27 protein-coding genes are annotated in these 25,528 nt (G+C 64.6%); 9 read left to right on the top strand and 18 right to left on the bottom strand.

Translation table 11 applies throughout. The features are described from left to right. Positions 1–12: 12 nt before the first annotated feature. Both Q2M23_RS10770 and Q2M23_RS10775 read right to left on the bottom strand, forming a co-directional pair. Positions 13–564, bottom strand: coding sequence for a sugar O-acetyltransferase (locus tag Q2M23_RS10770; RefSeq protein WP_168856566.1), 552 nt, complete (start codon positions 562–564; stop codon positions 13–15). Continuing rightward, positions 561–1,532, bottom strand: coding sequence for a bifunctional riboflavin kinase/FAD synthetase (locus tag Q2M23_RS10775; protein WP_076825550.1), 972 nt, complete (start codon positions 1,530–1,532; stop codon positions 561–563). Before Q2M23_RS10775 ends, Q2M23_RS10770 begins: the two co-directional genes overlap by 4 nt. Positions 1,533–1,745: 213 nt before the next feature. Between Q2M23_RS10775 and Q2M23_RS10780 the strand changes: the two genes are divergently transcribed. After that, positions 1,746–2,141, top strand: a complete 396-nt coding sequence (locus tag Q2M23_RS10780; protein ID WP_016844467.1) for a response regulator — start codon at positions 1,746–1,748, stop codon at positions 2,139–2,141. A 448-nt stretch (positions 2,142–2,589) separates the two neighbouring features. On the opposite strand, the gene Q2M23_RS10785 is transcribed toward Q2M23_RS10780, so the two are convergent. The 7 genes from Q2M23_RS10785 to uvrC all read right to left on the bottom strand — a co-directional run bounded on the left by Q2M23_RS10785 (position 2,590) and on the right by uvrC (position 9,698). Beyond that, positions 2,590–3,444 carry a TIGR01459 family HAD-type hydrolase gene (locus Q2M23_RS10785; protein WP_316395521.1) on the bottom strand — a complete coding sequence of 285 codons (855 nt, stop codon included), beginning with the start codon at positions 3,442–3,444 and terminating at the stop codon, positions 2,590–2,592. A gap of 15 nt (positions 3,445–3,459) precedes the next feature. Beyond that, positions 3,460–4,872 carry an EAL domain-containing protein gene (locus Q2M23_RS10790; protein ID WP_316395522.1) on the bottom strand — a complete coding sequence of 471 codons (1,413 nt, stop codon included), beginning with the start codon at positions 4,870–4,872 and terminating at the stop codon, positions 3,460–3,462. A 164-nt stretch (positions 4,873–5,036) separates the two neighbouring features. Next, positions 5,037–5,996, bottom strand: a complete 960-nt coding sequence (prmB, locus tag Q2M23_RS10795) for a 50S ribosomal protein L3 N(5)-glutamine methyltransferase (RefSeq protein WP_316395523.1) — start codon at positions 5,994–5,996, stop codon at positions 5,037–5,039. Next, complete coding sequence (locus Q2M23_RS10800) at positions 5,996–6,463, bottom strand: molybdenum cofactor biosynthesis protein MoaE (protein ID WP_316395524.1); 468 nt, start codon at positions 6,461–6,463, stop codon at positions 5,996–5,998. Before Q2M23_RS10800 ends, prmB begins: the two co-directional genes overlap by 1 nt. A 67-nt stretch (positions 6,464–6,530) precedes the next feature. Then, a complete protein-coding gene (gene moaD, locus Q2M23_RS10805; RefSeq protein WP_028333074.1) occupies positions 6,531–6,782 on the bottom strand; it encodes a molybdopterin converting factor subunit 1 in 252 nt (83 codons plus the stop codon). Beyond that, positions 6,779–7,393 carry a CDP-diacylglycerol--glycerol-3-phosphate 3-phosphatidyltransferase gene (gene pgsA, locus Q2M23_RS10810; RefSeq protein WP_057016624.1) on the bottom strand — a complete coding sequence of 205 codons (615 nt, stop codon included), beginning with the start codon at positions 7,391–7,393 and terminating at the stop codon, positions 6,779–6,781. The genes moaD and pgsA overlap by 4 nt, the downstream gene beginning before the upstream one ends. Before the next feature lie 193 nt (positions 7,394–7,586). Continuing rightward, positions 7,587–9,698 (bottom strand): excinuclease ABC subunit UvrC, encoded by a 2,112-nt coding sequence (gene uvrC, locus Q2M23_RS10815; RefSeq protein ID WP_057016623.1) that lies wholly within the window; start codon positions 9,696–9,698, stop codon positions 7,587–7,589. A 266-nt stretch (positions 9,699–9,964) separates the two neighbouring features. Between uvrC and Q2M23_RS10820 the strand changes: the two genes are divergently transcribed. Further along, on the top strand, positions 9,965–10,588 hold the full coding sequence (locus Q2M23_RS10820; protein WP_016844476.1) for an outer membrane protein: 624 nt from the start codon (positions 9,965–9,967) through the stop codon (positions 10,586–10,588). Positions 10,589–10,861: 273 nt separating this feature from the next. Here Q2M23_RS10820 and Q2M23_RS10825 read toward each other — a convergent pair whose 3' ends face one another. The 4 genes from Q2M23_RS10825 to Q2M23_RS10840 all read right to left on the bottom strand — a co-directional run bounded on the left by Q2M23_RS10825 (position 10,862) and on the right by Q2M23_RS10840 (position 13,707). After that, a complete protein-coding gene (locus Q2M23_RS10825) occupies positions 10,862–11,074 on the bottom strand; it encodes a cold-shock protein (protein ID WP_016844477.1) in 213 nt (70 codons plus the stop codon). A gap of 261 nt (positions 11,075–11,335) precedes the next feature. Then, complete coding sequence (locus tag Q2M23_RS10830; RefSeq protein ID WP_057016622.1) at positions 11,336–12,196, bottom strand: 23S rRNA (adenine(2030)-N(6))-methyltransferase RlmJ; 861 nt, start codon at positions 12,194–12,196, stop codon at positions 11,336–11,338. 233 nt (positions 12,197–12,429) lie between these two features. Beyond that, a complete protein-coding gene (locus tag Q2M23_RS10835; protein WP_057016621.1) occupies positions 12,430–13,116 on the bottom strand; it encodes a ribonuclease T2 family protein in 687 nt (228 codons plus the stop codon). A gap of 114 nt (positions 13,117–13,230) precedes the next feature. After that, positions 13,231–13,707, bottom strand: a complete 477-nt coding sequence (locus Q2M23_RS10840) for a hypothetical protein (RefSeq protein WP_057016620.1) — start codon at positions 13,705–13,707, stop codon at positions 13,231–13,233. Between the two features lie 166 nt (positions 13,708–13,873). On the opposite strand from Q2M23_RS10840, the gene Q2M23_RS10845 reads away from it, so the two are divergent. Beyond that, positions 13,874–14,173: a hypothetical protein gene (locus tag Q2M23_RS10845; RefSeq protein WP_028341043.1), complete on the top strand. Its 300-nt coding sequence runs from the start codon at positions 13,874–13,876 to the stop codon at positions 14,171–14,173. Positions 14,174–14,216: 43 nt separating this feature from the next. Continuing rightward, positions 14,217–14,747, top strand: a complete 531-nt coding sequence (locus Q2M23_RS10850) for a DUF3617 domain-containing protein (RefSeq protein ID WP_018269802.1) — start codon at positions 14,217–14,219, stop codon at positions 14,745–14,747. Between the two features lie 157 nt (positions 14,748–14,904). On the opposite strand, the gene Q2M23_RS10855 is transcribed toward Q2M23_RS10850, so the two are convergent. After that, positions 14,905–15,171: a hypothetical protein gene (locus Q2M23_RS10855; RefSeq protein ID WP_316395526.1), complete on the bottom strand. Its 267-nt coding sequence runs from the start codon at positions 15,169–15,171 to the stop codon at positions 14,905–14,907. A gap of 219 nt (positions 15,172–15,390) precedes the next feature. Between Q2M23_RS10855 and Q2M23_RS10860 the strand changes: the two genes are divergently transcribed. Continuing rightward, on the top strand, positions 15,391–17,604 hold the full coding sequence (locus Q2M23_RS10860; protein WP_316395527.1) for a TonB-dependent siderophore receptor: 2,214 nt from the start codon (positions 15,391–15,393) through the stop codon (positions 17,602–17,604). A 1-nt stretch (position 17,605) separates the two neighbouring features. Here Q2M23_RS10860 and Q2M23_RS10865 read toward each other — a convergent pair whose 3' ends face one another. The 3 genes from Q2M23_RS10865 to Q2M23_RS10875 form a co-directional block, all read right to left on the bottom strand. Beyond that, entirely contained in the window at positions 17,606–18,991 is a 1,386-nt protein-coding gene (locus Q2M23_RS10865) for an ATP-binding protein (RefSeq protein ID WP_057016618.1), read from the bottom strand. A 113-nt stretch (positions 18,992–19,104) separates the two neighbouring features. After that, positions 19,105–19,809, bottom strand: a complete 705-nt coding sequence (locus tag Q2M23_RS10870) for a response regulator (RefSeq protein ID WP_038377300.1) — start codon at positions 19,807–19,809, stop codon at positions 19,105–19,107. A 19-nt stretch (positions 19,810–19,828) separates the two neighbouring features. Then, the gene (locus Q2M23_RS10875) at positions 19,829–20,377 is read right to left on the bottom strand and encodes a MarR family winged helix-turn-helix transcriptional regulator (RefSeq protein WP_410469710.1); all 549 of its coding nucleotides are present in this window, start codon (positions 20,375–20,377) and stop codon (positions 19,829–19,831) included. A gap of 330 nt (positions 20,378–20,707) precedes the next feature. Between Q2M23_RS10875 and Q2M23_RS10880 the strand changes: the two genes are divergently transcribed. From Q2M23_RS10880 to Q2M23_RS10895, 4 genes are all read left to right on the top strand, one after another. Further along, positions 20,708–21,787, top strand: a complete 1,080-nt coding sequence (locus Q2M23_RS10880) for a branched-chain amino acid aminotransferase (protein WP_225645612.1) — start codon at positions 20,708–20,710, stop codon at positions 21,785–21,787. A gap of 274 nt (positions 21,788–22,061) precedes the next feature. Further along, the gene (gene hisS / locus Q2M23_RS10885) at positions 22,062–23,576 is read left to right on the top strand and encodes a histidine--tRNA ligase (RefSeq protein WP_076825529.1); all 1,515 of its coding nucleotides are present in this window, start codon (positions 22,062–22,064) and stop codon (positions 23,574–23,576) included. Positions 23,577–23,695: 119 nt separating this feature from the next. Beyond that, the gene (locus Q2M23_RS10890; protein WP_018269806.1) at positions 23,696–23,899 is read left to right on the top strand and encodes a tautomerase family protein; all 204 of its coding nucleotides are present in this window, start codon (positions 23,696–23,698) and stop codon (positions 23,897–23,899) included. Between the two features lie 137 nt (positions 23,900–24,036). Next, complete coding sequence (locus Q2M23_RS10895) at positions 24,037–24,447, top strand: thioesterase family protein (RefSeq protein ID WP_316395528.1); 411 nt, start codon at positions 24,037–24,039, stop codon at positions 24,445–24,447. Positions 24,448–24,570: 123 nt separating this feature from the next. On the opposite strand, the gene proC is transcribed toward Q2M23_RS10895, so the two are convergent. Beyond that, a complete protein-coding gene (gene proC, locus Q2M23_RS10900; protein WP_057016615.1) occupies positions 24,571–25,401 on the bottom strand; it encodes a pyrroline-5-carboxylate reductase in 831 nt (276 codons plus the stop codon). Positions 25,402–25,528 lie beyond the last annotated feature (127 nt).

Raw genomic sequence — 25,528 nt, forward strand, 5'->3', positions numbered from 1 at the left:
GCATGGCGCGGTTCAGGCCGGCCGTGCCCGGGCCGGATTTCCCGCCACGATCGCGCCGGGGGCGACGTTCCGTGTGACCACGCTGCCGGCCCCGACCAGGGCGCCGTCGCCGATCGTGATGCCGGGCAGAATGATGGCACCCCCGCCGATCCAGACGTCGCTGCCGATCCGGATCGGGCGGCCGAATTCCAGCCCGGCGCGGCGGGTTTCGGCATCGCGCGGGTGGTCGGCGGTATAGATCTGCACCGCGGGTCCGATCTGGGTCCGATCGCCGATCGCGACCTCGACGACGTCGAGGATGACGCAATTGAAGTTGAGGAACACGCCGTCGCCGAGGCTGATATTGCTGCCGTAATCGCAGAAGAACGGCGGGCGTATCACGGCATCCCTGCCGACCTTGCGGAAGCGCTCGCCGAGCAGCGCGTGCAACTCGGCCGCGGACGACGCGCCCGACGCATTGTAGCGTGCCATCCATTGTTCCGCCGCCGTATGCTCGGCGGCGAGCTCTGCATCCGGGCGATACAGCTCGCCCGCCAGCATTTTTTGCTTTTCAGTCCGGTTCAACCAATCACTCCGAGCTGCGGGAACGCGTCGGGCGCCGCGGCCAGCACCGCGCGCGCCTTGGCGCTGTCGTCATCCATCTGGCGTATCAACGCCTCGATGGTGTCGAATTTCAGCTCTTCGCGAATGAAACCGATGAATGCGACATCAAGGACCGCGTCGTACAGATCGCCCTTGAAGTCGAACAGGAACACCTCGAGCAGCGGCGCGCCGTTGTCGAAGGTCGGCCGGCGCCCGAAGCTTGCGACACCGTCGAACCGTTGCGAGCCCTTGCCGACCCGCACCGCGTAGATGCCGTGCTTCAAGCCGCAATGCTTGTCGAGGCGGATATTGGCGGTGGGGTAACCGAGATCTCGGCCGCGCTTCTCGCCGTGGACCACCTTGCCGGTGACGAACCACGGTCCGCCCAGCATCGTGGTCGCATCCGCGATCTCGCCTTCGGCGAGCGCCATGCGGATCGCGCTGGAGGAGACCGGGCGCTCCTCGATGTCGACATGGGCCTGCACATCGACCTCGATGCCGAGCCGCGGCGCTTCGCTGACCAGCAGGCTCGGCGAGCCGACCCGGCCCTTGCCGAAATGGAAGTCGTAGCCGACCGCGATCCCGCTGATGCCGAGCCGGCCGATCAGGTCATGGTGAATGAAATCCTGTGCCGTGGTACCGGCGCGCGCCTTGTCGAACGTCATGACGACGGCGCCCGCGAGGCCGGTGGCCGCGAGCAGCCGCAGCTTGTTGGTCTCGTCCGTGAGACGGAATTGCGGAGTGTTCGGGCTGAAGAAGCTGCGCGGATGCGGCTCGAAGGTCACGGCGAGCGCGGGCACGCCGCGCGCTCTGCCCATCGCAAGCGCCGCGCCGATCACGGCGCGGTGACCGAGATGGACGCCATCGAAATTCCCCATCGCGACCACGGCGCCTTTCGGAATGGCGCTTGCGGGGGTGTTGTCGCGGATAACGGTAAAGCCGGTGCTCATGAGCGGTATTCTTCAAGGATTCTTAAGCATGATTGGTGCGGGCCGGACCGTGACGCGGCGGCGGCGTGGAAGTCAAGGCTAACGAAAATCGCGTCAAATCCGTAACAATCCGGATTCAGCCGGTTAACGCGCTGTTTAACGGCTGCTGTTAGTCGTTGGCGGAAAGCTGCGTTTGTGCAGAAGCCAAGTTGCGTTTGTGTTTTGGGGGGAAAGATGGCGGTTGATTTGTCCATGCCGGTTCTGGTGGTTGATGATTACAGCACCATGATCCGCATCATCCGGAATCTTCTCAAGCAGCTTGGATTTGAAAATATCGACGATGCCTCCGACGGCTCCGCAGCGCTGAACAAGATGCGCGGCAAGAAGTATGGCCTGGTGATTTCCGACTGGAACATGGAGCCGATGACCGGCTACGACCTGCTCAAGGAAGTCCGCGCCGATCCCAACCTCGCGACCACGCCCTTCATCATGATCACGGCGGAATCCAAGACCGAGAACGTGATCGCGGCCAAGAAGGCCGGCGTGAACAACTACATCGTCAAGCCGTTCAATGCGGCCACGCTGAAGACCAAGATCGAGGCGGTGTTCCCGGACATGGCGACGGCATAACCGCCCGACATCGATCGCATCGGCTGAAATTCACGCATGCCCGGGCAGAAGCGCGTCTTCGCGCTAGATGTCCCGGGCATTTGCATTTGATCACGCTTCCCTTTACCCGCCCCGCTTGTGCAACACGAGGGGGAGGGCGGCTGCACGATTTCGGAATATTAGAAGAGTATCGCTGAGTTGCCCGACGTGTCAAGGCGACTGGTCGAACCCCGCGCGCCACGCGCTACTTTGCATGGGGTTGTTTTCGATATTTTGGCGGCGCGCCCCTTCACCTCGCCCCGCTTGCGGGGAGAGGTCGGATTGCATCGAGAGATGCAATCCGGGTGAGGGGGTAAGGTCTCTCGGCATCCGGCGCCTGGGGAGGCAGCCGCTCACCCAACCCTCCAAGAGCGAGCTTCGCTCGTCTCGACCCGGTGAAGAACGGGGCGAGGGACAGCGTCGCTTGCCGCTACCACTTCAGCTCGCGCATCAGCGCGCGGGGCGGATGGCCGAACAATTCCTTGATCGAGGCCGCATCGAGCTGCTCGATGCCCTCGAACTGTTCGGAATGGATGCCGCGCGTAACGAACAACAGATCGATGCCGAAGCCAAGGGCGCCGGTGAGATCGGTGCGCACGGAATCGCCGATCGCGAGCACCCGGCTGAGCTCGGTCGGACGCCCGCGGCGTTCGGTGGCCAGAGCCATGGCGCGCTCATAGATCGGCCGGTGCGGCTTGCCGTAGAAGATCACCTCGCCGCCGAGCTCGCGATAGAGTTCGGCGACCGCCCCGGCGCAATAGATCAGCCGGTCGCCGCGCTCGACCACGATATCGGGATTGGCGCACACCAGTGTGAGCTTGCGCTCGAGCGCCTTCAGCAGCGTGTCGCGATAGTCTTCGGCCGACTCGGTCTCGTCGTCGAACAGGCCGGTGCAGATGATGTAGTCGGCCTGCTCCAGCGGTACCAGCGTGGCGTCGAGGCCGCGGTGGATCGAGCTGTCGCGCTCCGGGCCGATCCAGAAGATCTTCTGGCCGGGATGATCGGCGACGAAGTGGCGCGTCAGGTCGCCCGAGGAGACGATCGCATCATAGGTCTCGTCGGCGACGCCGAGCTTGCGCAGCTGGCGCTGCACGGAATCGGCCGGCCGCGGCGCGTTGGTGATCAGGATGACCGTGCCGCCCTGCTGGCGGAAGGTGTGCAGTGCCTCGCAGGCCTCGGGAAAGGACTCGAGCCCGTTGTGCACGACGCCCCAGATGTCCGACAGCACCACATCGACGCCGCTGACGAGGTCGCCCAGCTGCTCCACGAAACGCAGTGAGGTCATGATGCAAATTGCCGGCTAATTTGGACCGAGGGCGCGGCGCGCCAGCGCGGCGCTGCCGGTTGCGCGTGGCGGAGCTGCGGGGCTGGAGACAGGGGCTGAAGTGCTGGCGCCATTAAGATCCTGGGGGTTGGTCTGCGGAGCCTCGGCGGTAGCAGATGCCCCCTCCGGCCGCAACGGCCGCGGCGGCGCGAACAGGAACCCCTGGCCGAACCGGACATCGTAGTCGAGCAGATCGACCACCGAGCGTTCGCCCTCGATCCGTTCGGCGATCAGGTCGATGCCGTAGCGGCCGAGCAGGTCGGACAGATCGGACGGATGGATATCGGTGCTCGCGATCTGCCTGGCGTCGAGCAGCAGCGCCGCCGGCACCTTGATGAAGCGGACGCCGCGATCGGCGAGCTCCCGCGGCTCGAGGCGAAGGTCGCTGACATGGTCGATCGAGAACCGGTAGCCGCGCTGTGCCAGCGCCGCGAGGTTTTCGCTCTCGGTCCCGCCGAGATTGCGGAAGGTCGCCTGCTTGAACTCGAGCACGAAGGACGGCGCCAGCGCGCGGTTGGCCTCGAGGAAGTCGAGACACTGGGTGAAATGCGCCTGGTTGGACAGCGTCGCCGCCGAGACGTTGCAGAACACGCCGACATCCTTGCTGCGGATCATCAGGCGGCGCAGCACGTGGACGCAGCGAAGCATCACCATGTGATCGATGCGGCCGATCAGGCCGCCGGCCTCGGCCGCCTCGATGAAATCCTCGGCGGCCAGAACCTGGTCGCGCTCGTCGCGCAGCCGCGTCACCGCCTCGTAGTAGCGCACCTTGCGCTGCGGCAGCGTCACCATCGGCTGCAGGTAGATGTCGAGGCGGTTCTCGTCGATGGCCTGCTTGATCGCGCCGATCAGCTGGGTCTGGCTGCGCGAGACCTCCGGCGGAGCCGCAGGTGGCGGCGGAGGCGCAACCACGACGGTCGGCGCCGTCGCAACCCGTTGCAGCACATCGTCACGCGGGGACGCGACCGGCTGCATCGCCGGAGCCGCCGCCAGCAGATCCTCATGATGCGCGACGGATGCCGCGAGCTGCCGCACCAGTCCGCCGAGTTCGCTGATCTCGCCGGCCATGCCCTGCATCCGGTCGGCGCCGGTGGAGTTGGCCGAGGCGACGCGGCCTTCGACCGCGGCCAGCCGGCGGCCGAATTCGGCGACCTGGCGGGCAAGGTCGGCGGTGCCGCGCGACAGATCCGCGATCTGGCCGCCGACGTCGCTGCGGTCACGCAGCCGCATCGAGACCGCGTTGTAGAGGATCAGGCAGGTGAGGGCGGTGAGCGCCACGATCGCCGATTCCGATCCGCTGATGCCCGCCACCGAATACAGCACGAAGCCGAGCGAGGCTGCGACCAGCACCATGCAGATGGCGATGAAGATCGTCGAAATGCGAATCATGTCGCGCGCCCGCGCCCTCTGTCCGAACGTCCCCGGACCGCGACCTTAGCACCATTGTTGATTCGACGGGCCAGCGATCTTCGGAACCGGCTGGAACTGCACACGATTTTCGCTTCGCCCGGATCGGGCTCCGTAAATCGCCGGAGCCGGCGGCGCCACGCCGGTCAGAGGTCCGCGGCAGCGATCCAGAACACCTCGCCCTCGGAGTCCTCGGTGTCGAGCCAGAGCAGCGGCAGGTTCGGATAGGCGGCCTCGAGATTGTCGCGGCCGCGGCCGATCTCGCAGAGCAGCCCGCCCTGCGGGGTCAGATGTTGCCTCGCCTCATCGAGCAGGCGGCGGACGATGTCGAGCCCGTCGGCGCCGCCATCGAACGCGATCTTCGGCTCGGCACGGCACTCGCGCGGCAACGCCGCCATGCCTTCGGCGTCGACATAGGGCGGGTTCGAGATGATGAGATCGTATCTGCTGCCGCCGAGCGGCTTGAACAGGTCGCCGCGATGGAGCGTCAGGCGATGGTCGAGGCCGTGGTCGGCGACGTTGCGCGCGGCGACCTCGAGCGCATCCTTTGAAATATCGACGGCATCGACTGCGGCGTTGGGGAAATGCCGGGCGGCCAGGATCGCGAGGCAGCCGGAGCCGGTGCAGAGGTCGAGCACGCGTTCGACCTCCTCGGGATCGCCGAGCAGCGAGGTGCCGTCCTCGTCGCCGCCGAAATGCGAATCCAGCAATTCGCCGATGAAGGAGCGCGGCACGATTGTGCGCTCATCGACATAGAACGGCAGGCCGCGCATATAGACCTTGTTGACGAGATAGGCGGCCGGCTTCCGCGTCGCGATCCGGCGCTCGATCAGGTCGAGGATCTGCTTGCCCTCGGCAATCGTGACGCGCGCGGTGGCAAAGTTCTCGAACTGATCGGGATGCAGGTGCAGCGTTTCGCAGATCAGGAACGCGGCCTCGGCCACCGGATCGGTGGTGCCGTGCGCGAACACGAGCTTGGCCGCGTTGAAGCGGCTCATGGCATAGCGCAGGAAATCGAACAGGGTGTGCAGCTCGCCGGCGCCGACTTTCGGCGCTTTCGGCACGGCGAGGCTGCGTTTGGCCGACACTTTGCTGCGCTTGGCCATCAGGATTTGGTCCAGCGCGCGGCGGCCGCGTCGTCATGGCCCTGCGCCTCGATCCAGCTCGCGCCGCGCGCGCTTTCCTCGCGCTTCCAGAACGGTGCGTTGGTCTTCAGATAGTCCATCAGGAACTCGGCGGCCTCGAACGCGGCCTGCCGGTGCGCCGAGGCGGTCACGACCAGCACGATGTTCTCGCCCGGCGCGATGCGGCCGAAACGATGGATGATGGTGAGGCCCTGCAACGGCCAGCGCGCCAGCGCCTCGTCGGCGTGGCGTCCAATCTCTGCTTCCGCCATTTCAGGATAATGTTCGAGCGTCAGCGCCGCGATCGGCTCGCCCTGTTCGCTGCCGCGGCAGATGCCGCTGAAGCTGACGACCGCGCCGACATCGATGCGGTCTCGGCTCAAGGCCGCGATCTCCTGCGCGACGTCGAAGTCGGCCTGCTGGATACGGATGGTCGCTGCGACGGTCATGTGGACTTCTTTGCTTGACGCGTTTTCTTCACGCGAACCGGTACCCACTTCGCTCGAAAACGCTATCCTAGCCGCCGGTCATTGGCGGAAAGAACGCGATCTCACGGGCGCCGGAGATCGCCGCGTCCGATTTGACATGGGCGTGGTCGATCGCGGCGCGGATCACCGTCGGCTTCTCGAAGGCATAGGCGTAGGCATCGTCGCGCGCCGCAAGCCAGCCGATCAGGTCGCCGACGGTGCGCACCTCAGCCGGCGGCTCGACGATCTCTTCAGCCTTGCCGACGCGTTCACGCACCCATGCGAAATATTTCAGCTTCATCCCTCATCCTCCTTGATGAGGTGATGGATGCCGGCCCGGAAATAATCCCAGCCGGTGTAGATCGTGAAGATCGCCGACATCCAGAGCAACACGATGCCGATCAAGGTGGTGGCAGGGAAGACCTGCTCGCCCGCTTCGCCGGCAATCAGAAAGCCGATCGCCACCAGCTGGATCGTCGTCTTCCATTTCGCCAGCTTGGTCACGGGAACGCTGACCCTGAGCCCTGCGAGATATTCGCGCAGGCCCGAGACCAGGATCTCACGGCACAGGATCACGATCGCCGCCCACAGCGTCCAGCCATGGATCGAATTGTCGGCGGCCAGCATCAAGAGGCTGGAGGCGACCAGGAGTTTGTCGGCGATCGGATCGAGCATCCGGCCGAAGGCGGACTGCTGGTCCCAGATCCGGGCATAATAGCCGTCGAGATAGTCGGTGATTCCCGCCGCAATGAACACGGCCAGCGCCACCCAGCGCAGCCACAACGGGCCGTCCAGGATCGATTGCCAGTAGACGCAGCCGATCACCACCGGGATCGCGGCGATCCGGGCGTAGGTCAGGATATTCGGGAGGGACATGGTCTTGGTCTGTCCCCGGGTCGTGGCGATGTTCATCCGTTCTACCAATACCGCTGAAGCGAGAAGGTCAACCGTGCGGAGGCGTCAAGCGCGACCAGATTGCGCTGCATCGTCGTAGCGCCTTAGCTCGTTGTTTAAGCATGATCTTTTCGGATAACTGCCTCACACTTTTCCGCATCATGCCCTAGATGCCCTGTCGCAGGCGACGCCCTGATGACTCGCCTTTGGTTTAACCCGGCTGGGCGTGGAAAAACTCGAAAATCTTGCGGGCGCTCTCGGCGCTGACGCCGGGAACCTTGCCGAGGTCGGCGATCGAGGCCCGCTCGATCTCCTTGAGCGTACCGAAGTGGTGCAGCAAGGCACGCTTGCGGGACGGGCCGATGCCCGGGATCTCCTGCAGTCCGGCCTCGCGGATGTCCTTCTTGCGCAGCTTGCGGTGCGAGCCGATCACGAAGCGGTGGGCCTCGTCGCGCAGCCGCTGGATGAAATACAGCACCGGGTCGCGGGGCTCCAGCTTGATGGCCTCGCGGTCGGGCATGAACAAGGTTTCGCGCCCGGCATCGCGCTCCGGACCCTTGGCCACCGCCATCAGCGAGACCTCGGTCAGCCCGAGATTCTGGAAGATCTCCCGGACCGCGTTGAGCTGGCCGCGGCCGCCGTCGATGATGACGAGGTCGGGCCATTGCGGGAACGAATCGTCATCCGCTTTCGTCTTGGCTGCGGCCTCGCCCTCCGGCGGCTTCAGCAACCGCTTGAAGCGGCGTTCCAGCACCTCGCGCATCATTCCGTAATCGTCGCCCGGCGTCAGCCCTTCGGACTTGATGTTGAACTTGCGGTACTGGTTCTTCATGAACCCGTCGGGTCCCGCCACGATCATCGCGCCGACCGCGTTGGTGCCCTGGATGTGGCTGTTGTCGTAGACCTCGATCCGCTTGGGTGTGTGCGGCAGGCCGAGCGTCGAGACCATGCCCTCCAGCAGCCGGCTTTGCGTCGCGGTATCGGCGAGCTTGCGGCCGAGCGCCTCGCGCGCGTTGGTGAGGGCGTGGCCGATCAGCTCCTTCTTCTCGCCGCGCTTCGGCACGGTGACCTCGACCTTGGATCCGGCCTTGACCGACAGCGCGTCGGCGAGCAACGCGCTTTCCTCGATCTCGTGCGAGAGCAGGATCAGCTTCGGCGGCGGCTTGTCGTCGTAGAATTGCGCGAGGAACGAGGACAGCACCTCCTCGGGCGTGAAGCTCTTCTCGGCCTTCGGGAAATAGGCGCGGTTGCCCCAGTTCTGGCCGGTGCGGAAGAAGAACACCTCGACGCAGGAGTAGCCGCCCTCCTGGTGGATTGCGAACACATCGGCCTCTTCGACCGTGCGCGGATTGATGCCCTGCTGCGACTGGATCGCCGACAGCGCCGCGAGACGGTCGCGGTACAGCGCTGCGGTTTCGAACTCGAGCTCGCCGGAGGCCTTCTCCATCTCGGCCGCGAGCAGCTCCTTCACGGCGTGGCTGCGGCCGGAGAGGAATTCGGTCGCCTCGCGCACCAGTTCGCTATAGCCGGGGAAGTCGATCTCGCGCGTGCAGGGACCGGCGCAGCGCTTGATCTGATAGAGCAGGCAGGGCCGGCTGCGGCTTTCGAAGAAGCCGTCGGTGCAGGAGCGGATCAGAAACGCGCGCTGCAGCGCCGTGATGGTGCGGTTGACTGCGCCTGCGTTGGCGAACGGGCCGAAATAGCGCCCGGGCCGCGACTGCGCGCCGCGATGCTTGAGGATCTGCGGCGCCCAATGGTCGCCGGTGATCAGAATATAGGGAAACGACTTGTCGTCGCGCAGCTGCACATTGAAGCGCGGACGGAGCTGCTTGATCAGATTGGCTTCGAGCAGCAGCGCCTCGGTCTCGGTCATGGTCGAGACGATCTCGACCTGCGTGGTCGCCGCGATCATGCGCAGGATCCGCGCCGGCAGCGGCGCGTTGGCCCGCGCATAGGACGACAGCCGCTTTTTGACGTTCTTCGCCTTGCCGACATAGAGCACGTCGTTGGCGGCGTTGAGCATGCGGTAGACGCCGGGCGAGGTCGGGGCGAGGCGGACCGCGTTCTCGATCGCGGCATGCCCGACCGAGAGCGTGCCCTCGGCGACCGCCTCGGCGGCGTCCTCCGAAGTCTCGGGCAGGCGCGCCTCGTCCTCCTCCTCGGCGGCGGAGGTTTCGGGATCGACGTCACTTGTATCGAGCGTCAGATCGTCCTGCGGCAGGTCGGACTTCGAACCGCGCCGTGGTTTGGGGGCAGCCTTGGAGTCAACCTTGGAGTCAACCTTGGGGGCCGGCGTCGGGCGCTCGGGAGAATCGTGAACCATGGGCCGTAAACTAAGTGCTTGGGCGAGCGGTCGCCAGCGTTGACGGCACCTACAAAAAGCACCTCGATTGCAGGAGGTTACCGGCCCCGCACGGGCGCCGGGAAGGGGTGCGTAACACCTTGTTAAGACTGATGAGCGGGCCGGTAACCGGGCTTAACAGCCCTTTAACTTAAAACTCTCGATAAACCTTAGCGAAAAAAGTGGAATTCCGTAACCACGCCGGCCCTCGCCGGCGGGCGGCGGCAGTTGCGTTCTGGAGAGTACCAATGACCCGGTTTGTTGCGCGTGCGCTGGCACTGATCGTTGCAGGCTGGACGACCTCGGCCGCGTCGGCCGACCTCAATTACGGATCGCCCTATACCGTCTATCAGCCGCTCAATGCCTATAGCTGGGCCGGCCCCTATCTCGGCGGCAATGTCGGCTATGGCTGGGGCTCGGTGGAGAACAACCCGACCAAGCCGTCCGGTTTCGTCGGCGGTGTACAGGCCGGCTACAACTTCCAGAACGGCTCCCCCTGGGTGTTCGGTATCGAGGCCGATATCCAGGGCACCACAGCCGACGACCGGTTCGCGCCGTGGAAGTTCTCCAACCCGTGGTTCGGCACGGTGCGCGGCCGCGCCGGCTATGCGGTCAATAACGTGCTGTTCTACGCGACCGGCGGTCTCGCCTTCGGCGAACTGCGCGGCGAGACGTTCGGCATCACGGAGAGCCACACCAATGCGGGCTTCACCGTCGGTGCCGGCGCCGAAATGGGCTTTGCCCCGCACTGGAGCGCCAAGATCGAGTATCTCTACGTCGACCTTGCCAACAGCAATTTCACGATCACCGGTGGCGTGTCGAACGGCTACAGCTTCAGCCTGGTTCGCGCCGGCATCAACTATCACTTCTGAGAACAAGAAAACGTCGACCATCAACTCCCGGCCGCGCCTAGCGCGGCCGGGTTTTTCTTTGTGTTGATGATCTCAACGTCGCGCATGCGACATGCATGCCGCGGCGTGCGCGAATCCAATCGGTGGGCCGCACGTGTGGGATATGCGGCTCCGCCGGTCGCGTCCGCATCATGCAGGTGGTCATCCAGCGAGCGCCAGCCACGCGCTCGGCAGCCAACTCACACGCAACGCCTCATTCGGTGTTCATTCCGAGCCGCGCATCGCGAGCGCTCGTCATGAGACCACCAGGTTGACCGCCTTCGGGCCCTTGCCCTTCTTGTCGGGCTCAACCTCGAACGTAATGCGTTGTCCTTCAGTCAGGTCCTTCAATCCTGCACGCTCGACAGCTGTGATGTGAACGAACACATCGCGGCCGCCATCATCAGGCTTGATGAAGCCGTAGCCACGCTCTCCGTTGAAGAACTTGACTGTCCCAGTCATGGCCATCGGGAAACTCCTCCCCCGTATTGCTCCACCGCTACGCGCACGCCGCGTAGCGGTTGACCGACATTCGCTTGTCGGAAGCTTGGCCACCTGAACAGGCCGGCGTCACGCCGCCGGTCTGCCTGGATTTATTTCGGCCTTGTCACTCCGCCGCAACCATTCGCGGAAGCGGAACGTAAAGCCAGTCGTAACAGGATGAGCATAATACGGTTCCGCGCAAATTGCCTATGCTCAAAATTGAACTTTTCAGTAGGAGGTTGTCGATCATGGTTTAGGCGTCTCGAGTCTGAAGCGTCCCGCGCCGCCTTGACCGAGCGGCTTCTCGAGTTCGGGCAGGATGATCTTCAACTCATTCGCCAGCGTCCACGGCGGATTCACCAGCAAAAGCCCTGTGGAAACGAGGCCTGCGCCTGCTTCTTGCGGTGCCACACTGAATTCCAATCGCAGGCATTTGCCGGCGGGCCGGCTGCTTGCTGCTGCAGCAGCCACACTGCGCGTTAGCTCATCGGTGGCTCTCCGGGTTTTTACGGGGTACCACAAAAGATACGAGCCGGTCGGCCACTTCGCGTACGCTTCCGTGAAAGCACTGGCCAGCCGCTCGAACTCGTCCTTCGCTTCGAACGGCGGATCGATCAGCACCAGGCCGCGCCGTTCGTTCGGCGGCACGAATGCGGGCAGCGCCATCCAGCCGTCGAGATCGACGACGCGCGCTTGCGCGTCGCGTCGCAGCGCGTCGATCAGTTGTTTGCGCGCCGTCGGTTCGATCTCGCAGGCGGTGAGGCGATCTTGCGGACGCAGCAGCGCCCGCGCGATCAACGGCGAACCAGGATAGGCTTTCAGCTCGCCTTTCGGATTGAATGCTCTGACGATGTCGAGATAGGGCGCGATCAGCGGCAATGCCTGGTCGGAGAGCCGCGCCTGCATCAGCCGCGCGATGCCGGTGAGCCATTCGCCGCCGCGCTGCGCTTCGCTCGACGTCAAATCATAGAGACCGGCGCCGGCATGGGTGTCGATGACGCGGAACGGCGCCGGCTTGTCCTGCAGATAGGTGAGCATGCGCACCAGCACGATGTGCTTGATGACGTCGGCAAAGCTGCCGGCATGAAAGGCGTGACGGTAGTTCATGTGATGATCGTGCTGCGCTCCCAAAGGGTGCGCATGTTGTACTCGTCATGCCCGGGCTTGTCCCGGCCTTCGCTAAAGCTTCGGCGGGGGTAACGTCCGAGCTCGGCGAAGCCTTGGCGTAGCCGGCTCCCGGGCATCTGCGCCTTATCTTGCTTGTTTCGCGATGGCGCAGGTGGCCGGGACATGCTGCGCGACGACGCGCAGCGCGGGTCTGCCGGCCATGACCCAGAGTTTCAGCCGCCGCGAACCGGCGGCATCAGCACCTGATCGCGGCGGCAGGCGCGGCGGTCGATTTCCTCGCAGGAGCGGAATTGCAGATCCTTGCTGAGGCAGATCCGCACCTCGCTGAGCCGCTTGCTGTCGCAGGTCACCGAGATCGCGGAGTTGCTGAGGCCCGGATTGACCTTGATGAATGCCGTCTCCAGCTCGTCGGGCGCGACCGTCTTCGGCTCCGACAATTGCAGGAATTCCTCGGGGATCTTCACCGTGGCGCGGGCCTTGCGGATGGCTTCGAAATAGGCGCGCTCGCCGAGACCGGAGCAGGTGCCGTGCTTGTCCCACTCGTTGTAGATCAGCCCGGGCGCCGGCATCAGGTCGAGCATCGAGCTCATGATGCTGCGGGCGAGTCGCGGCGAAGGCCGCTGGCAGTATTCCGGAAAGCCCCGCTCATATTGCGGCCACAGGCCGTGCACCACGAAGGAATATGGCCGTCCGCCGCATTGCGCCTGCGTGCCGCGGCCGTTGTTGCCGCGCTCGCTCGCCGCCTCGCAGAACGAGGGCGACCACGACAGCGACAGCACATAGAAATCGAACTCACCGGGCGCATTCTGGCGGCGATCCTGGGCCGACGCCCCGACCGCACCGCACAGAATAATGGCAACCGAAATCAAAAATCGGGAAATCGTGTCCAACCGAGGCATCAAAACGCTCCCTCACTCGACCGCCCAGAGCCTAGCAGGCCGCGAGAACATTTCAAGAACAAAAAGCCGCCGTCCAAATGGCGGCGGCTCCTGCTTTAGCAATCTGGTCGGAGATCAGGGCCGCGCGGCCTTGCAGGACGGGTTATAGGTCCAGTTGCGGTCGAGCCCCGCGACGCACCATTCGACGCCCTGATTGATGCTGGCAAAGCCGCCGTCCTCGATGATCGAATAGTGCACCTTGCGCACTTTGCCGTCGCTCAGCATCGCCTCGCCCGTGCAATAACGGCGCGGGATATTGTCGGACTGCCAGGGGCGGAAGGCGGTTTCGTGAATCCCGTTGAAGCCGGTGATCACGAGCGGCGAATTCCAGAAGGTGGCTTCCTTTTCCTGGAATTGCGTGCTGATGACCGTCAGGGCCTTCTCGCATGGGGCCACATTGCCGTCATAGCGCGGGCCGGACAGCCAGAAGTTCATTTCGAGCGGATTGGCGGCTTGGGCCGTACCCCCGAAAGCCAGCAGGCCGACCACGAGTGCGGCGCCGAGGCCGAGCTTGCGGCCGAGTTTATTGCGGGAGTTGAACAGGTTGCGCATGGGAATCCACCCGATTATCCGATGCCGCGGACGGTGCCGCGAAGCCCCGGCAAGGTCAAGTGCAGGGCGGCAACACCTGCGGAGAAGTCCACTTTGGGGAGCCGGCTCGTTCTTTTCACGGTCGCCGGCGCACTCTATGTTGGCTCGAAGCGAAATGGAGTCTGCGATGCGAAGGAAATTGGCCGCGTGCTTGGTTGCCGTTTGCGGGATGCTGGCCGTTGTGCCGGCGCGGGCGGATTGGATGCAGCCGGTACCGCCGTTCAAGGGCAATGATACCGGCGGTATCATCGCCTATACGCTGGCGACCCAGAGCGACGCCCGGCAACTCGCAGTCGATCACTGCGCCTCCTACGGCAAGGTGGTTAAGTTCCTTGCGATGCAGAACTATCCGGGCGGCTACATCTCTTTCGCCTGTCGCTGGGTGCCCTATGGCGCAGCCCAGAGGCCGCTGCGCACGCTCTACTGAGCGCGCACCGGATATTTCGATCGTTCAGCCGGGAGCCGACCGCATGACCCGACAGCTTGCCTTGCTTGGTTCGGCTGTGTGCCTTGTCCTGTCCGCTGGCGCCGCAAGTGCCGTCGACCTGCCGATCCGCAAGGCCGGTCTGTGGGAGATGAAGATGGTGCGCACCGGCGGGCCGATGCCCGAAATCACCATGCAGCACTGCACCGACGAGACCACCGACAAGGAGATGAGCGCGGCGGCCTCGCCGATGGCCAAGGAAGTCTGCTCGAAGCAGGATATCCAGAAGACCGCGACCGGCTATGTCAGCGACAGCGTCTGCAGCGTCGCCGGCATGACGATGCAGAGCCATGCCGAGATCGTCGGCGATTTTAATTCCGCCTACACGGTGAAGAGCACCTCGCATGCCGAGGGCGGCGCGGCCGGCTCGCGCGACACCACGATGACCATCGAGGCGAAATGGCTCGGCGCCTGCAAGAGCGACCAGAAGGCCGGCGACATCATCATGCCCGGCGGCATGAAGATGAACGTCAAGGACATGGAAAAGCTGAAGGGCCTCCTGCCCAAGCAGAAGTAGCGCGCAGCGCATCCGGCTGTTGCCGCGCGCCTGAATGCATCGCCTCGCACGCTGAGAGGCTGCGCCGCTTGCCGCACCATCATTTCGAGTAGCTCGCGACAAAATTGCAAAGCAATCTTGCGCGGAGGCGATGTGCAATCCATCCGATCCCTCCCCGTCATCCCCGCGCAAAGGCGAAGCCTTTGCGCGGAGATGACGGTTCACCGCGTTCGTGCGCTCCTTGGCGCGCGATGACGTCGACGGGATGCAACATCATCGAATGATCGCCGCGTGCTCCCGCGTTCGAGACTCTCTGCGAGAGACGACGCGCATCGCATTCGCATTCGTTGTGTCGAAAGCCTGACGCGCCAACATGTCGTTTTGAATCGTTCCAGCGTTGCGCATCTTGAATCACTCCAGTGTTGCGCTTCGTTTCTGCTTCCATCGATTCTATTTTGCGCGTGTGGAATTTCGATCATCCCGCCGATAGAAGTCAGCCCCAATCGATGCCGGCCTTGTCGCAAACGCGGCTCGATCGATGTCGGCGTAAGGCAATGTGGGGATTTGTTCGGTGGGAATGGCTTCGTTGCGGAGCAAGCGCGGCTTGCTCGCATCAACGGCTGCGATTAATGCGGCGCTGCTCGGTTCGGTCATACTTGTGCCAATGGGCACAGACGTCGCCACCGCTCAGGCGCAGACAAGTCCTCCGCAGAACAATGTCAGCGAACTTCCCGCAGTGACGGTGGATGAACCTGGCGCCGCAAAAAAGCGCGGTGCCGTCGTTTCAAGTCAGAATACCAGGACTTCGCGCGCGGTCGCGGCGAACCGGCGCCGCAGTGCCTCGGCGTCCGCCCAGAGTCAGGCTCCGCGGTCGCAAGGCACAGGTGGCGCGATCGGTACGACGACGGGTTACGTCGCGACCGCCAGCACTGCCGGCACCAAGACCAGCACGGCGCTGATCGAGACGCCGCAGTCGCTTTCGGTCGTCACGCAAAAGGAGCTAAGGGATCGCAACGTTCAGACGCTCAAGGACGCCGTCAGCTACACGCCGGGCGTGACGACCACGGCGTTCGGCTATGATCCAAGGTTCGATAGTTTCTACATCCGTGGCTTCGACGCGACCTATACAGGGATCTATCGCGACGGCCTGCGCCAGGGCGGCGGCAACTTCGCAATTCCCAAGATCGAACCTTACGGTCTCGACAGCGTGTCGATCCTCCGCGGTCCAGCCTCGGGCCTCTATGGCCTCGGCTCTCCGGGAGGCATCGTGGATGTCACGACCAAGCGGCCGCCGTTGACGGCATTCGGTGAGGTGCAGCTGCAGGGCGGCACCTACGACCGTTACCAGGGCAGTTTCGATGTCGGTGGTCCGGTGCCCGGCAGCGATCAGCTGTACTACCGGCTGACGGGTCTGCTTCGCGACGCAAAGACCTGGTATCCGGGCAACGACGACGATCGCGCCTATATCGCGCCGGCGCTGACCTGGCGGCCCGACGCCGACACGTCCTTCACCATCCTGAGCGAATATCAAAGCAGCCGAACCGCCGCAAGCATCGGCAACTTCCGCACGCCCGACGGACAATTGACCAACATCTACTCGAATGATCCGGCGTTCAGCGCCATGGATCAGAAGCAATATCGCATCGGCTACGCGTTCGAGCACAATGTCGACGATGTGTGGACGGTGCGGCAGAACTTCCGCTTCTACCAGGTCGACGTCGACGCGAAATACACCCAGATCGATTCAATCGACAGCAGCACCAATCTGGCGTCGCGGTCCGCGTGGCGGATCCTGGACAGCTTCAACACGGTGACGCTCGACAATCAGGCCGAGGCCAAGTTCATGCTCGGCGCGATCAAGAATACCGTGCTGTTCGGCGTCGACTACGGTCACTCCTACTACAACGACAAGATCGGTTACGGCCCGGCGCCCGATCTCAATCTCCTGACCATGAACTACGGCGCCCAGGCCATCGCGACGCCGGCATTCTCGATCTTCAACAAGCAGTCGACCGACGAGGTCGGTGTCTATGCGCAGGAGCAGGCCAAGCTCGGAGGCTTTATTCTGACGCTCAACGGCCGCCAGAGCTGGGTGTCGCAGACCACGACCGCGGGTCTCGACGGCGTGCCGTCAACGCAGAAGGCGACCGCCTTCACGGGCCGTGCGGGCCTGAGCTACGTCTTCGACAACGGCATTGCGCCCTATATCAGCTACGCGACGGCATTCGCCCCGCAGGTCGGCGTCGACGCATCCGGATTGCCGTTCAGGCCGACCACCGGCGAGCAGAAGGAAGTGGGCATCAAGTACCAGATGCCGAACGTTCCGGTGCTGTTGACCGCCGCGGTGTTCGACATCACGCAGGACAATGTGCTGCGTACCGATCCGAACAACATGGCATTCCAGGCAGCGACCGGGCAGGTCGAATCCAAGGGTGTGGAACTCGAGGCGAAGCTCGCGCTCAAGCAGGGATTTGATCTCACCGCCGCCTACACCCATCTCAACGTCGTGATCACGCAGGGCAATCCCGATACGACCGGCAATGAGCTCTCCGGCATTCCGGGGAATTCCTTCGCCGCCTTCGGCAAGTATACGTTCCAGTCCGGCGTGCCCGTCGAAGGCCTCGGGCTTGGTCTCGGCGTGCGTTATATCGGCACGAACTTCGGTAACGACCAGAACACGTTCCAGAACGCTGCGACGACGTTGTTCGATGCGGTGATCGATTACGATCTGGGCAAGCTGGACCGGCGCTTCCTCGGCGCCACGATGCGCGTCAACGCGACCAATCTGTTCGACACGCACTACCAGACCTGCCAGTCCGGTTACTGTTATGCCGGCGAACGGCGGCAGGTCATCGGCACCTTGTCCTACCGCTGGTAGGTTACACCGGCACCCGCACGACGGCGCGCAAGCCGCCCATCGGACTTTCGCTGAGCATGATGTCGCCGCCATGCGAGCGGGCGATGTCGCGGGCGATCGCAAGCCCGAGCCCGGTGCCGCCTTCGTCCTGGTTGCGGGCATCGTCGAGCCGCAGGAACGGCTTGAACACTTCCTCGCGCATGTCGGCGGGGATGCCCGGCCCGTCGTCGTCGACCGTGACGTTGAGATAGCGATGGTCGCGATGGCCGGTGATCGAGATGGTGTTGGCGTGGCGCGCCGCGTTGGAGACGAGATTGGCGAGACAGCGCTTGAACGAGGCCGGCTTCACCGTGACGACGGGCAGGCCGTGGAATGCAACGGTCGCGGTGTGGCCGTGGCGTTCGGCGTCGCTGCGCAATTCCTCCAGCGCCAACGCCATGTCGGTCGGCTGCGCGACCTCGCCGGAATCGCCGCGCGCGAAGGCGAGATAATCCTCCAGCATCATCGACATCTCGTCGACGTCCTTGCGCATCGCCTCGATCTCGGGGCCTTCGCCGATCAGGGCAAGCTCGAGCTTGAACCGGGTCAGGATGGTGCGCAGATCGTGCGATACGCCGGCGAGCATCGCGGTGCGCTGCTCGATCGAACGTTCGACGCGCGCCTTCATCTCGATGAAGGCCTGCGCCGCGCGCCGCACCTCGCGCGCGCCGCGCGGCCGGAAGTTCGGTGCCTCGCGGCCCTTGCCGAAACTTTCGGCGGCGTCGGCGAGCCGCAGGATCGGCTTGATCTGATTGCGCAGGAACAGCACGGCGACGATCAGGAGGATCGTCGAGGTGCCGAGCATCCAGAAGATGAAGATCTCCGAATTGGAGGCGTAGGCCGCGCTGCGCTGGGCGAAGATCCGCATCACCGAATCGTCGAGCTGCACGCGGATCTCGACCAAATTGGATTTACCGACGGTGTCGATCCAGAACGGGCGGCTGATCTGGCGGCCGAGCTGCACCGACAGCGTCTGGTCGAGCAGCGAGAAGAACGGCTTCGGCCCCGGCGGCGGCATGTCGCCGGCGGGAAGGAAATCGACCACCAGCTGCAGTTTCTGGGCGATGCGGCGAAGCTGCGCGCGGTCCTTGTCCTGCGGGTAGCTCTTGTAGACGTCGATCAGCGCGGCGATATCGGACACCACCGCGGCCGACAGGCGCCGCGTCACCGTGTTCCAGTGCCGCTCCATGAACACGAACGCCACCACGGTCTGCAGGATCACCATCGGCACGATCATGATCAACAGCGCGCGGGCATAGAGGCCGGTCGGCATCCAGCTCTTGAACGCGTTGCCCATCCAGCCGTTCGCCTTCGAGACGCGCTGCGAGGCGTTGCGGATCAGGGTCAGGCCGGAGTCGAGCGTGCTCATGTTCGATACTTATAGAGCGATGGGATTTCGTAGCCCGGATGAGCGAAGCGATATCCGGGGCTTGCCAACCCCGCATATCGCTTCGCTCATGCGGGCTACTTTCTGGGTCATGCTCAGGGCGAAGCCACCAGGCGATAGCCGATGCCGCGCACCGCCTGCAGAAACAGCGGATTGGCAGGATCGTGCTCGATCTTGCGGCGCAGGCGGTTGATCTGCACGTCGACCGCGCGTTCGTTGACGGTGCCGCCGGAGGTCAACTCGGCGCGCGGCACGGTCTCGCCGGGCGCGCTGGCGAGGATGCGCAGCATCTCGCGCTCGCGATCGGTGAGGTGGATGATCTCCTCGCCCTGACGCAGTTCGCTGCGCTCGATGTGGAAAATATAGGGGCCGAACGCGATCTGCTCGACGACCGCGACCTGCGGCGGCGCGGTGCGCTTGAGGATATTGCCGATCCGGAGTACCAGCTCGCGCGGCTCGAATGGCTTGGCGACATAATCGTCGGCGCCGATCTGCAGGCCCTCGATGCGGGCTTCCGCCTCGTGGCGGGCGGTCAGCATGATGATCGGCACCGTCGAGGAGCTGCGGATGAAGCGGGCGAGGTCGAAGCCGTTCTCGCCGGGCATCATCACGTCGAGGATCAGCAGGTCGAAATGCAGCCCGAGCAGCTTGGCGCGCGCATCGGTGGCGCTCATTGCCGTCGTGACCCGGTAGCCTTCGCCGGAGAGAAAGCGCGACAACAGGTCGCGAATGCGGCGGTCGTCGTCGACCAGCAGAAGATGCGGCGCGTCGTCGGCCGGCTCGACCGGCGCGCGCATCATGGTTGCAGCCTGCACCAGCTCACTCCCTCGTTTTTCTGCCGCCGCCGAAGATCGCTTCGAGCACCTTGTCGGGATCGTCGCGGTCGATCATCGCGCGGAGGAATTGGCGAACCGTCTCGAGGCCGGCCGGATCGATGCCGGCGACCGCGCGGTTGATGCGGTCGGTCTGCAGCCCCGCGAGCTTGGCGACCAGCGCCTCGCCCTTCGGTGTGGCGTAGAGCAGGCGCTGCCGGCGGTCGTTGTTGCCGGTCTTCTGCACGATATAGCCCTCGTCCAGGAGCTGCTTGAGCACGCGCCCGAGCGACTGCTTGGTGATGCGCAGGACGTCGAGCAGGTCGGCGACCTTCAGCCCCGGATAGCGGGTCACGAAGTGGATGACGCGGTGGTGGGCGCGGCCGAAGCCGAACGCCTCCAGCTCCTGGTCGGCATCGCCGACAAAGTCGCGGTAGGCGAAGAACAACAGCTCGATGATATCCCAGCGCAGGTCGCGCGCCCCCGCCGCCGGGGCGTTGTCGTCTCCCTGCGAATCGGGCTTGGCAGCCATGCCTGAGAAATTTATGTCAGTCATATTGACGTATCTTGGGTTCAATGTTACAAAACTGCCGGTCACGACGAAACATTAGGTCGTTTTGTCCTCGACAGCGTTTAAGGCGGCCTGAACGAGCCTGTGAGGCGGTTTGGGCCGCAAATTGGACTACCGTGCGATTGTCGAGCGGCATTTCGGCAAACATACTGGACTTCAGCATTCCGCAAAAGCATGTCTAAACGGCATGTTGGCGATGGAAGCCGGCGGCGTGGCCGGCGGTGGTGAAGTTCGGGCCAGCCGAGCCTGATGGCTCCGGGGGAAACAGGCCGGCGCCGGGTATCGCGCCGGTTCCGACAGCGGAAAGCAAGAAAAATGACTTTGAAATTTGACATCCAGCCTTCGCCGAATGCGACGTCCGACAAGGATCGCGCGGCGAAGCTCGTGGACCCCGGCTTCGGCCGGGTCTTTACCGATCACATGGCGATCGTCCGCTACAGCCAGGGCAAGGGCTGGCACAGCGCCCGCGTCGAGGCCCGCGCCAATTTTCCGCTCGATCCGGCCGGCGCGGTGCTGCACTACGCCCAGGAAATTTTCGAAGGCCTCAAGGCCTACAAGCGCGACGACGGCGGCGTGAACCTGTTTCGGCCGGACGCCAACGCCCGCCGCTTCCATGATTCGGCCGAGCGCATGGCGATGGCGCCGTTGCCCGAGGATTTGTTCATCGATGCGGTCGAGCAGTTGGTGCGGATCGATCGCGCCTGGATCCCGGGCGGCGAGGGCAGTCTCTATCTGCGGCCCTTCATGATCGCGAGCGAGGTCTTCCTCGGCGTGAAGCCGTCGGCCGAATACATCTTCTCGGTCATCGCCTCGCCGGTCGGTTCCTATTTCAAGGGCGGCCCTGCGCCGGTGTCGATCTGGGTGTCGGAGAATTACACGCGCGCCGCAATCGGCGGCACCGGCGCCGTCAAATGCGGCGGCAACTACGCCGCCAGCCTGCGCGCGCAGGCCGAGGCGATCGAACGGGGCTGCGACCAGGTCGTGTTCCTCGATGCGGTCGAGCGCCGCTACATTGAGGAGCTCGGCGGCATGAACGTGTTCTTCGCGTTCGACGACGGCTCGCTGCTGACGCCGCCGCTCGGCACCATCCTGCCCGGCATCACCCGCGACTCGATCATCGCGCTTGCCAAGGATGCCGGCACGCGTGTGCGCGAGGAGCCCTATACGATCCAGCAATGGCGCGCTGACGCCGCCAGCGGCAAGCTGAAGGAGGCGTTCGCCTGCGGCACCGCGGCCGTCATCTCGCCGATCGGCAAGGTGTGCTCGGCGAGCGGCGATTTCCAGATCAGCGGCGGCGTGGCCGGCCCGGTCGCCATGGGCCTGCGCAAGAAGCTGGTCGACATCCAGTACGGTCGCACCAACGACCCGCATAACTGGATCAGGAACGTCGCCTGACGCGCGGGCTGTACGGTAGGCACTCTCTCTCGCTCCCTCGCCCCGCTCTTGCGGGGAGAGGGTGGGGTGAGGGGCTGCTTGCGCAAACATGGTAAGAGCACGGCTCGCGGAGAGTCCCCCTCACCCGGAATTCAAGCTACACTTGAATTCCGACCTCTCCCCGCAAGCGGGGCGAGGTAAGAGCGGCCGGATACCTTGCTCCGCGCCGCCTCGGCTGGTAACCCGGCGTTCTATTTGTAAGCTACCGCGGCTTACAGACCTTGCAGCGCATGACATGGCCGAGAAACCCAAGAAACCCCAGAAACTGAAGGCGCGCCTGCCGCGCGGGCTGGAAGATCGCGGCCCGGCCGCGATCAATGCCACGCGGGCGATGGTCGAGAAGATCCGCGCCGTCTACGAGCTCTACGGCTTCGAGCCGGTGGAGACGCCGGCGATGGAATACACCGACGCGCTCGGCAAGTTCCTGCCCGACCAGGACCGGCCCAATGAGGGCGTGTTCTCGTTCCAGGACGATGACGAGCAGTGGATATCGCTGCGCTACGACCTCACCGCGCCGCTGGCGCGCTATGTCGCGGAAAACTTCGACGCGCTGCCGAAGCCTTATCGGTCGTATCGGTTCGGCTATGTCTTCCGCAACGAGAAGCCCGGTCCCGGCCGCTTCCGCCAGTTCATGCAGTTCGACGCCGACACGGTCGGCTCGGCGACGCCGGCGGCCGACGCCGAGATTTGCATGATGGCGGCCGACACGATGGAAGCGCTCGGCATTCCGCGCGGCTCCTATGTCGTGAAGGTGAACAACCGCAAGGTGCTCGACGGCGTGCTCGAGGCGATCGGCCTCGGCGGTGAGGAGAATGCGGGCCGCCGTCTCACGGTGCTGCGCGCGATCGACAAGCTGGACAAATTTCCCGCCGACGAGGTTCGCAAGCTGCTTGGTCCCGGACGATGGGATGGCGGCGAAGAAGGCAAGGGCGACTTTACCAAGGGCGCCGACCTGAGCCCCGCGGATGCCGATATCGTCCTGGCCGTCACGCAGCAGCGCGACGATTGGCGAGAGGCGATTGCTGCGGCGGAGACCTATCTGGCGAAGAGCGAAGTTGGTCAGGCCGGCGTGAGCGAGCTCGAGGAGATCGCCAAGCTGGTCGCGGCGTCCGGCTATGGCGCGGATCGCATCCGCATCGATCCCACCGTTGTTCGCGGCCTCGAATACTACACCGGCCCGGTCTACGAGGTTGAGCTGCTGCTCGACACCAAGGACGAGAAGGGGCGCCCGGTGCGATTCGGCTCGGTCGGTGGCGGTGGCCGCTATGACGGCCTGGTCTCGCGCTTCCGCGGCGAGCCGGTGCCGGCAACGGGCTTCTCGATCGGGGTGTCGCGCCTGCAGGCGGCGCTGACGATGCTCGGCGAGCTCGACACGCGGGCCGAGTTCGGCCCTGTCGTCGTCACCGTGTTCGACCGCGATCGTGTCGCCGACTACCAGAAGATGGTCGCGCAGTTGCGCCAGGCCGGCATCCGCGCCGAGCTCTATCTCGGCAATCCGAAGAACATGGGCAACCAGCTCAAATATGCCGATCGCCGCAACTCGCCCTGCGTGATCATCCAGGGCTCGGACGAGAAGGCGCGCGGCGAGGTGCAGATCAAGGATTTGATCGAAGGCGCCAAGGCCGCAGCTGCGATCGCCTCCAACCAAGAATGGCGTGAGACGCGTCCGGCGCAGTTCTCCTGCGCGGAGGCCGATCTGGTCGCCAGGGTCCGCGAGGTCCTGGCGCGGCATGACGTGGCGTGGGGATAGCCATTCGCTTGTGACGTCATGCCCGGCCTTGTGCCGGGCATCCACCTCTTGTTTGATGCGCGGCGACGTGAATGGCCGGGAGGAGCCCGGCCATGGCGACAACAAGAGGGAGAGCAACAATGCCTGAGATCACCGTGAGCATGGCCGCCGGCCGCACCGACGAGCAGAAGCTCGGCATGATGCGCGACATCACCCAGGCACTGGTGAAGAATCTCGGCGTCGATGCCGACGCGGTCGTGATCCAGATCAACGAAGCGCCGCTGCATCACAAGATGAAGGGCGGCAAGTCGTTCGTCGAGCGCGCGGCTGCGGCGAAGAAGTGACGCGCGAAAGCGCGTCATCCCGGGGCGCGCATTAGCGCGAGCCGGGGATCTCGATCAAAATCTCCAGATTCCCCGATGCGCGATTGCGCACCTGAGGTTCACGCTTCGCGTGCCCCGGAATGACGAGCAAGGCATCCATGGACGCACGCGATTTCATCAGGATCGGCATGAGCGCCGAGCGCATGCTCGTGGTGCCGCCGGAGCGCACCGTCGGTCACTTCGTGCCGGGCATGCCGATGGTCTATGCGACGCCGATGATGATCCTCGAAATGGAGATGGCGTCGGGCGATGCCATTCGCGCCGCGCTGCAGCCCGGCTGGGTCACGGTCGGGACCGAGGTCGATATCCGCCATCTCGCCGCCGCGCTGGTCGGCGCCACCGTGCGGACGACCTCCAAAGTGATCGCGGTCGAGCGCCGCGTGATCCGCTTCGAGGTCGAGGCCTTTGAGGGCACGCGCAAGCTCGGCGAAGGCCGCCACGCCCGCGGTCCGATCAATGTCGAAAGCTTCAACAAGCGGCTGGCCGGGACGTCGGGTTCGGCGCAGTAGGCGGCCTGTGTCGTTGGTCCGGCGAACTCGTCATGCGCGGGCCTGACCCGCGCATCCATCAAGGAAGAAAGCGTCCTTGTTCGATGGATTGCCGGGTCAAGCCCGGCAATGACGGTGCATGCGCTACTTCGCCAATTCCCTTGAGCGCCTTGCCGCGGCGGCAATCGCGCGGGTCATCAGTGGCTGCATGCCGTCATTGGCCATCAGCACCTCGAGCGCCGCGGCGGTGGTGCCGCCGGGCGAGGTGACGTTCTGCCGCAGGGTCGCCGACGGCAGATCCGAGCGATGCAGCAATTCGCCGGAGCCGGCGATGGTCGCCCGCGCCAGCGTGGTCGCAAGCTGCTCGGGCAGGCCGGCCGCAACGCCGGCGCGCGCCAGCTCCTCGGCGAGCAGGAACACATAGGCAGGGCCCGAGCCGGAGACCGCGGTCACCGCGTCCATCAGGCTCTCATCGTCGACCCATTCGACGAGCCCGGTCGCTTTCAGCAGCGCATCGGTCATCGCGCGCTGCGCGGCGGTGACGCGCTTCGACGGTACAGCGACGGTGATGCCGCGGCCGATCGCTGCCGGCGTGTTCGGCATCGCGCGCACCACCGCGCCGCCGACAACCTCTTCCAGCGCTGACATGGTCGTGCCGGCCATGATCGAGACGACGAGTGTCGAGGGACCGACGAAGGATTTCAGTGCGGCGCCGGCGTCGCGGAACGATTGCGGCTTCACCGCGACGACAAGCGTGTCGACCGTGCCGAGATCCTTCGCTTGCGGATTGAGCCGCACGCCCTTTGCGGCAAGCGCGGAAATCTCCGGCGAGAGATGCGGGTCGATCACCGCGACGCGCTCGGGTGCAAGGCCCTGCGCGAGCCAGCCGGTCAGCATGGCGCCGCCCATCTTGCCCGCGCCCGCGAGCGCGATGGTGCCGGAAGTATTCGTCAGTGCGCTGCTGGATGTGCTCACAGGTGACTCCGCAAACTCTCACGTCGTCCCGGCGAAGGCCGGGACCCATAACCACAGGCGGTTCTAGTGAGGCACGCGATCAGCCACAAGCAGTTTGCTTAAGCCCAGGGGCCGCGGAGTATGGGTC

The sequence above is a fragment of the Bradyrhizobium sp. 33ap4 genome (assembly GCF_032654765.1).
In the GTDB taxonomy this organism is placed as follows: Bacteria; Pseudomonadota; Alphaproteobacteria; order Rhizobiales; family Xanthobacteraceae; genus Bradyrhizobium; species Bradyrhizobium australafricanum.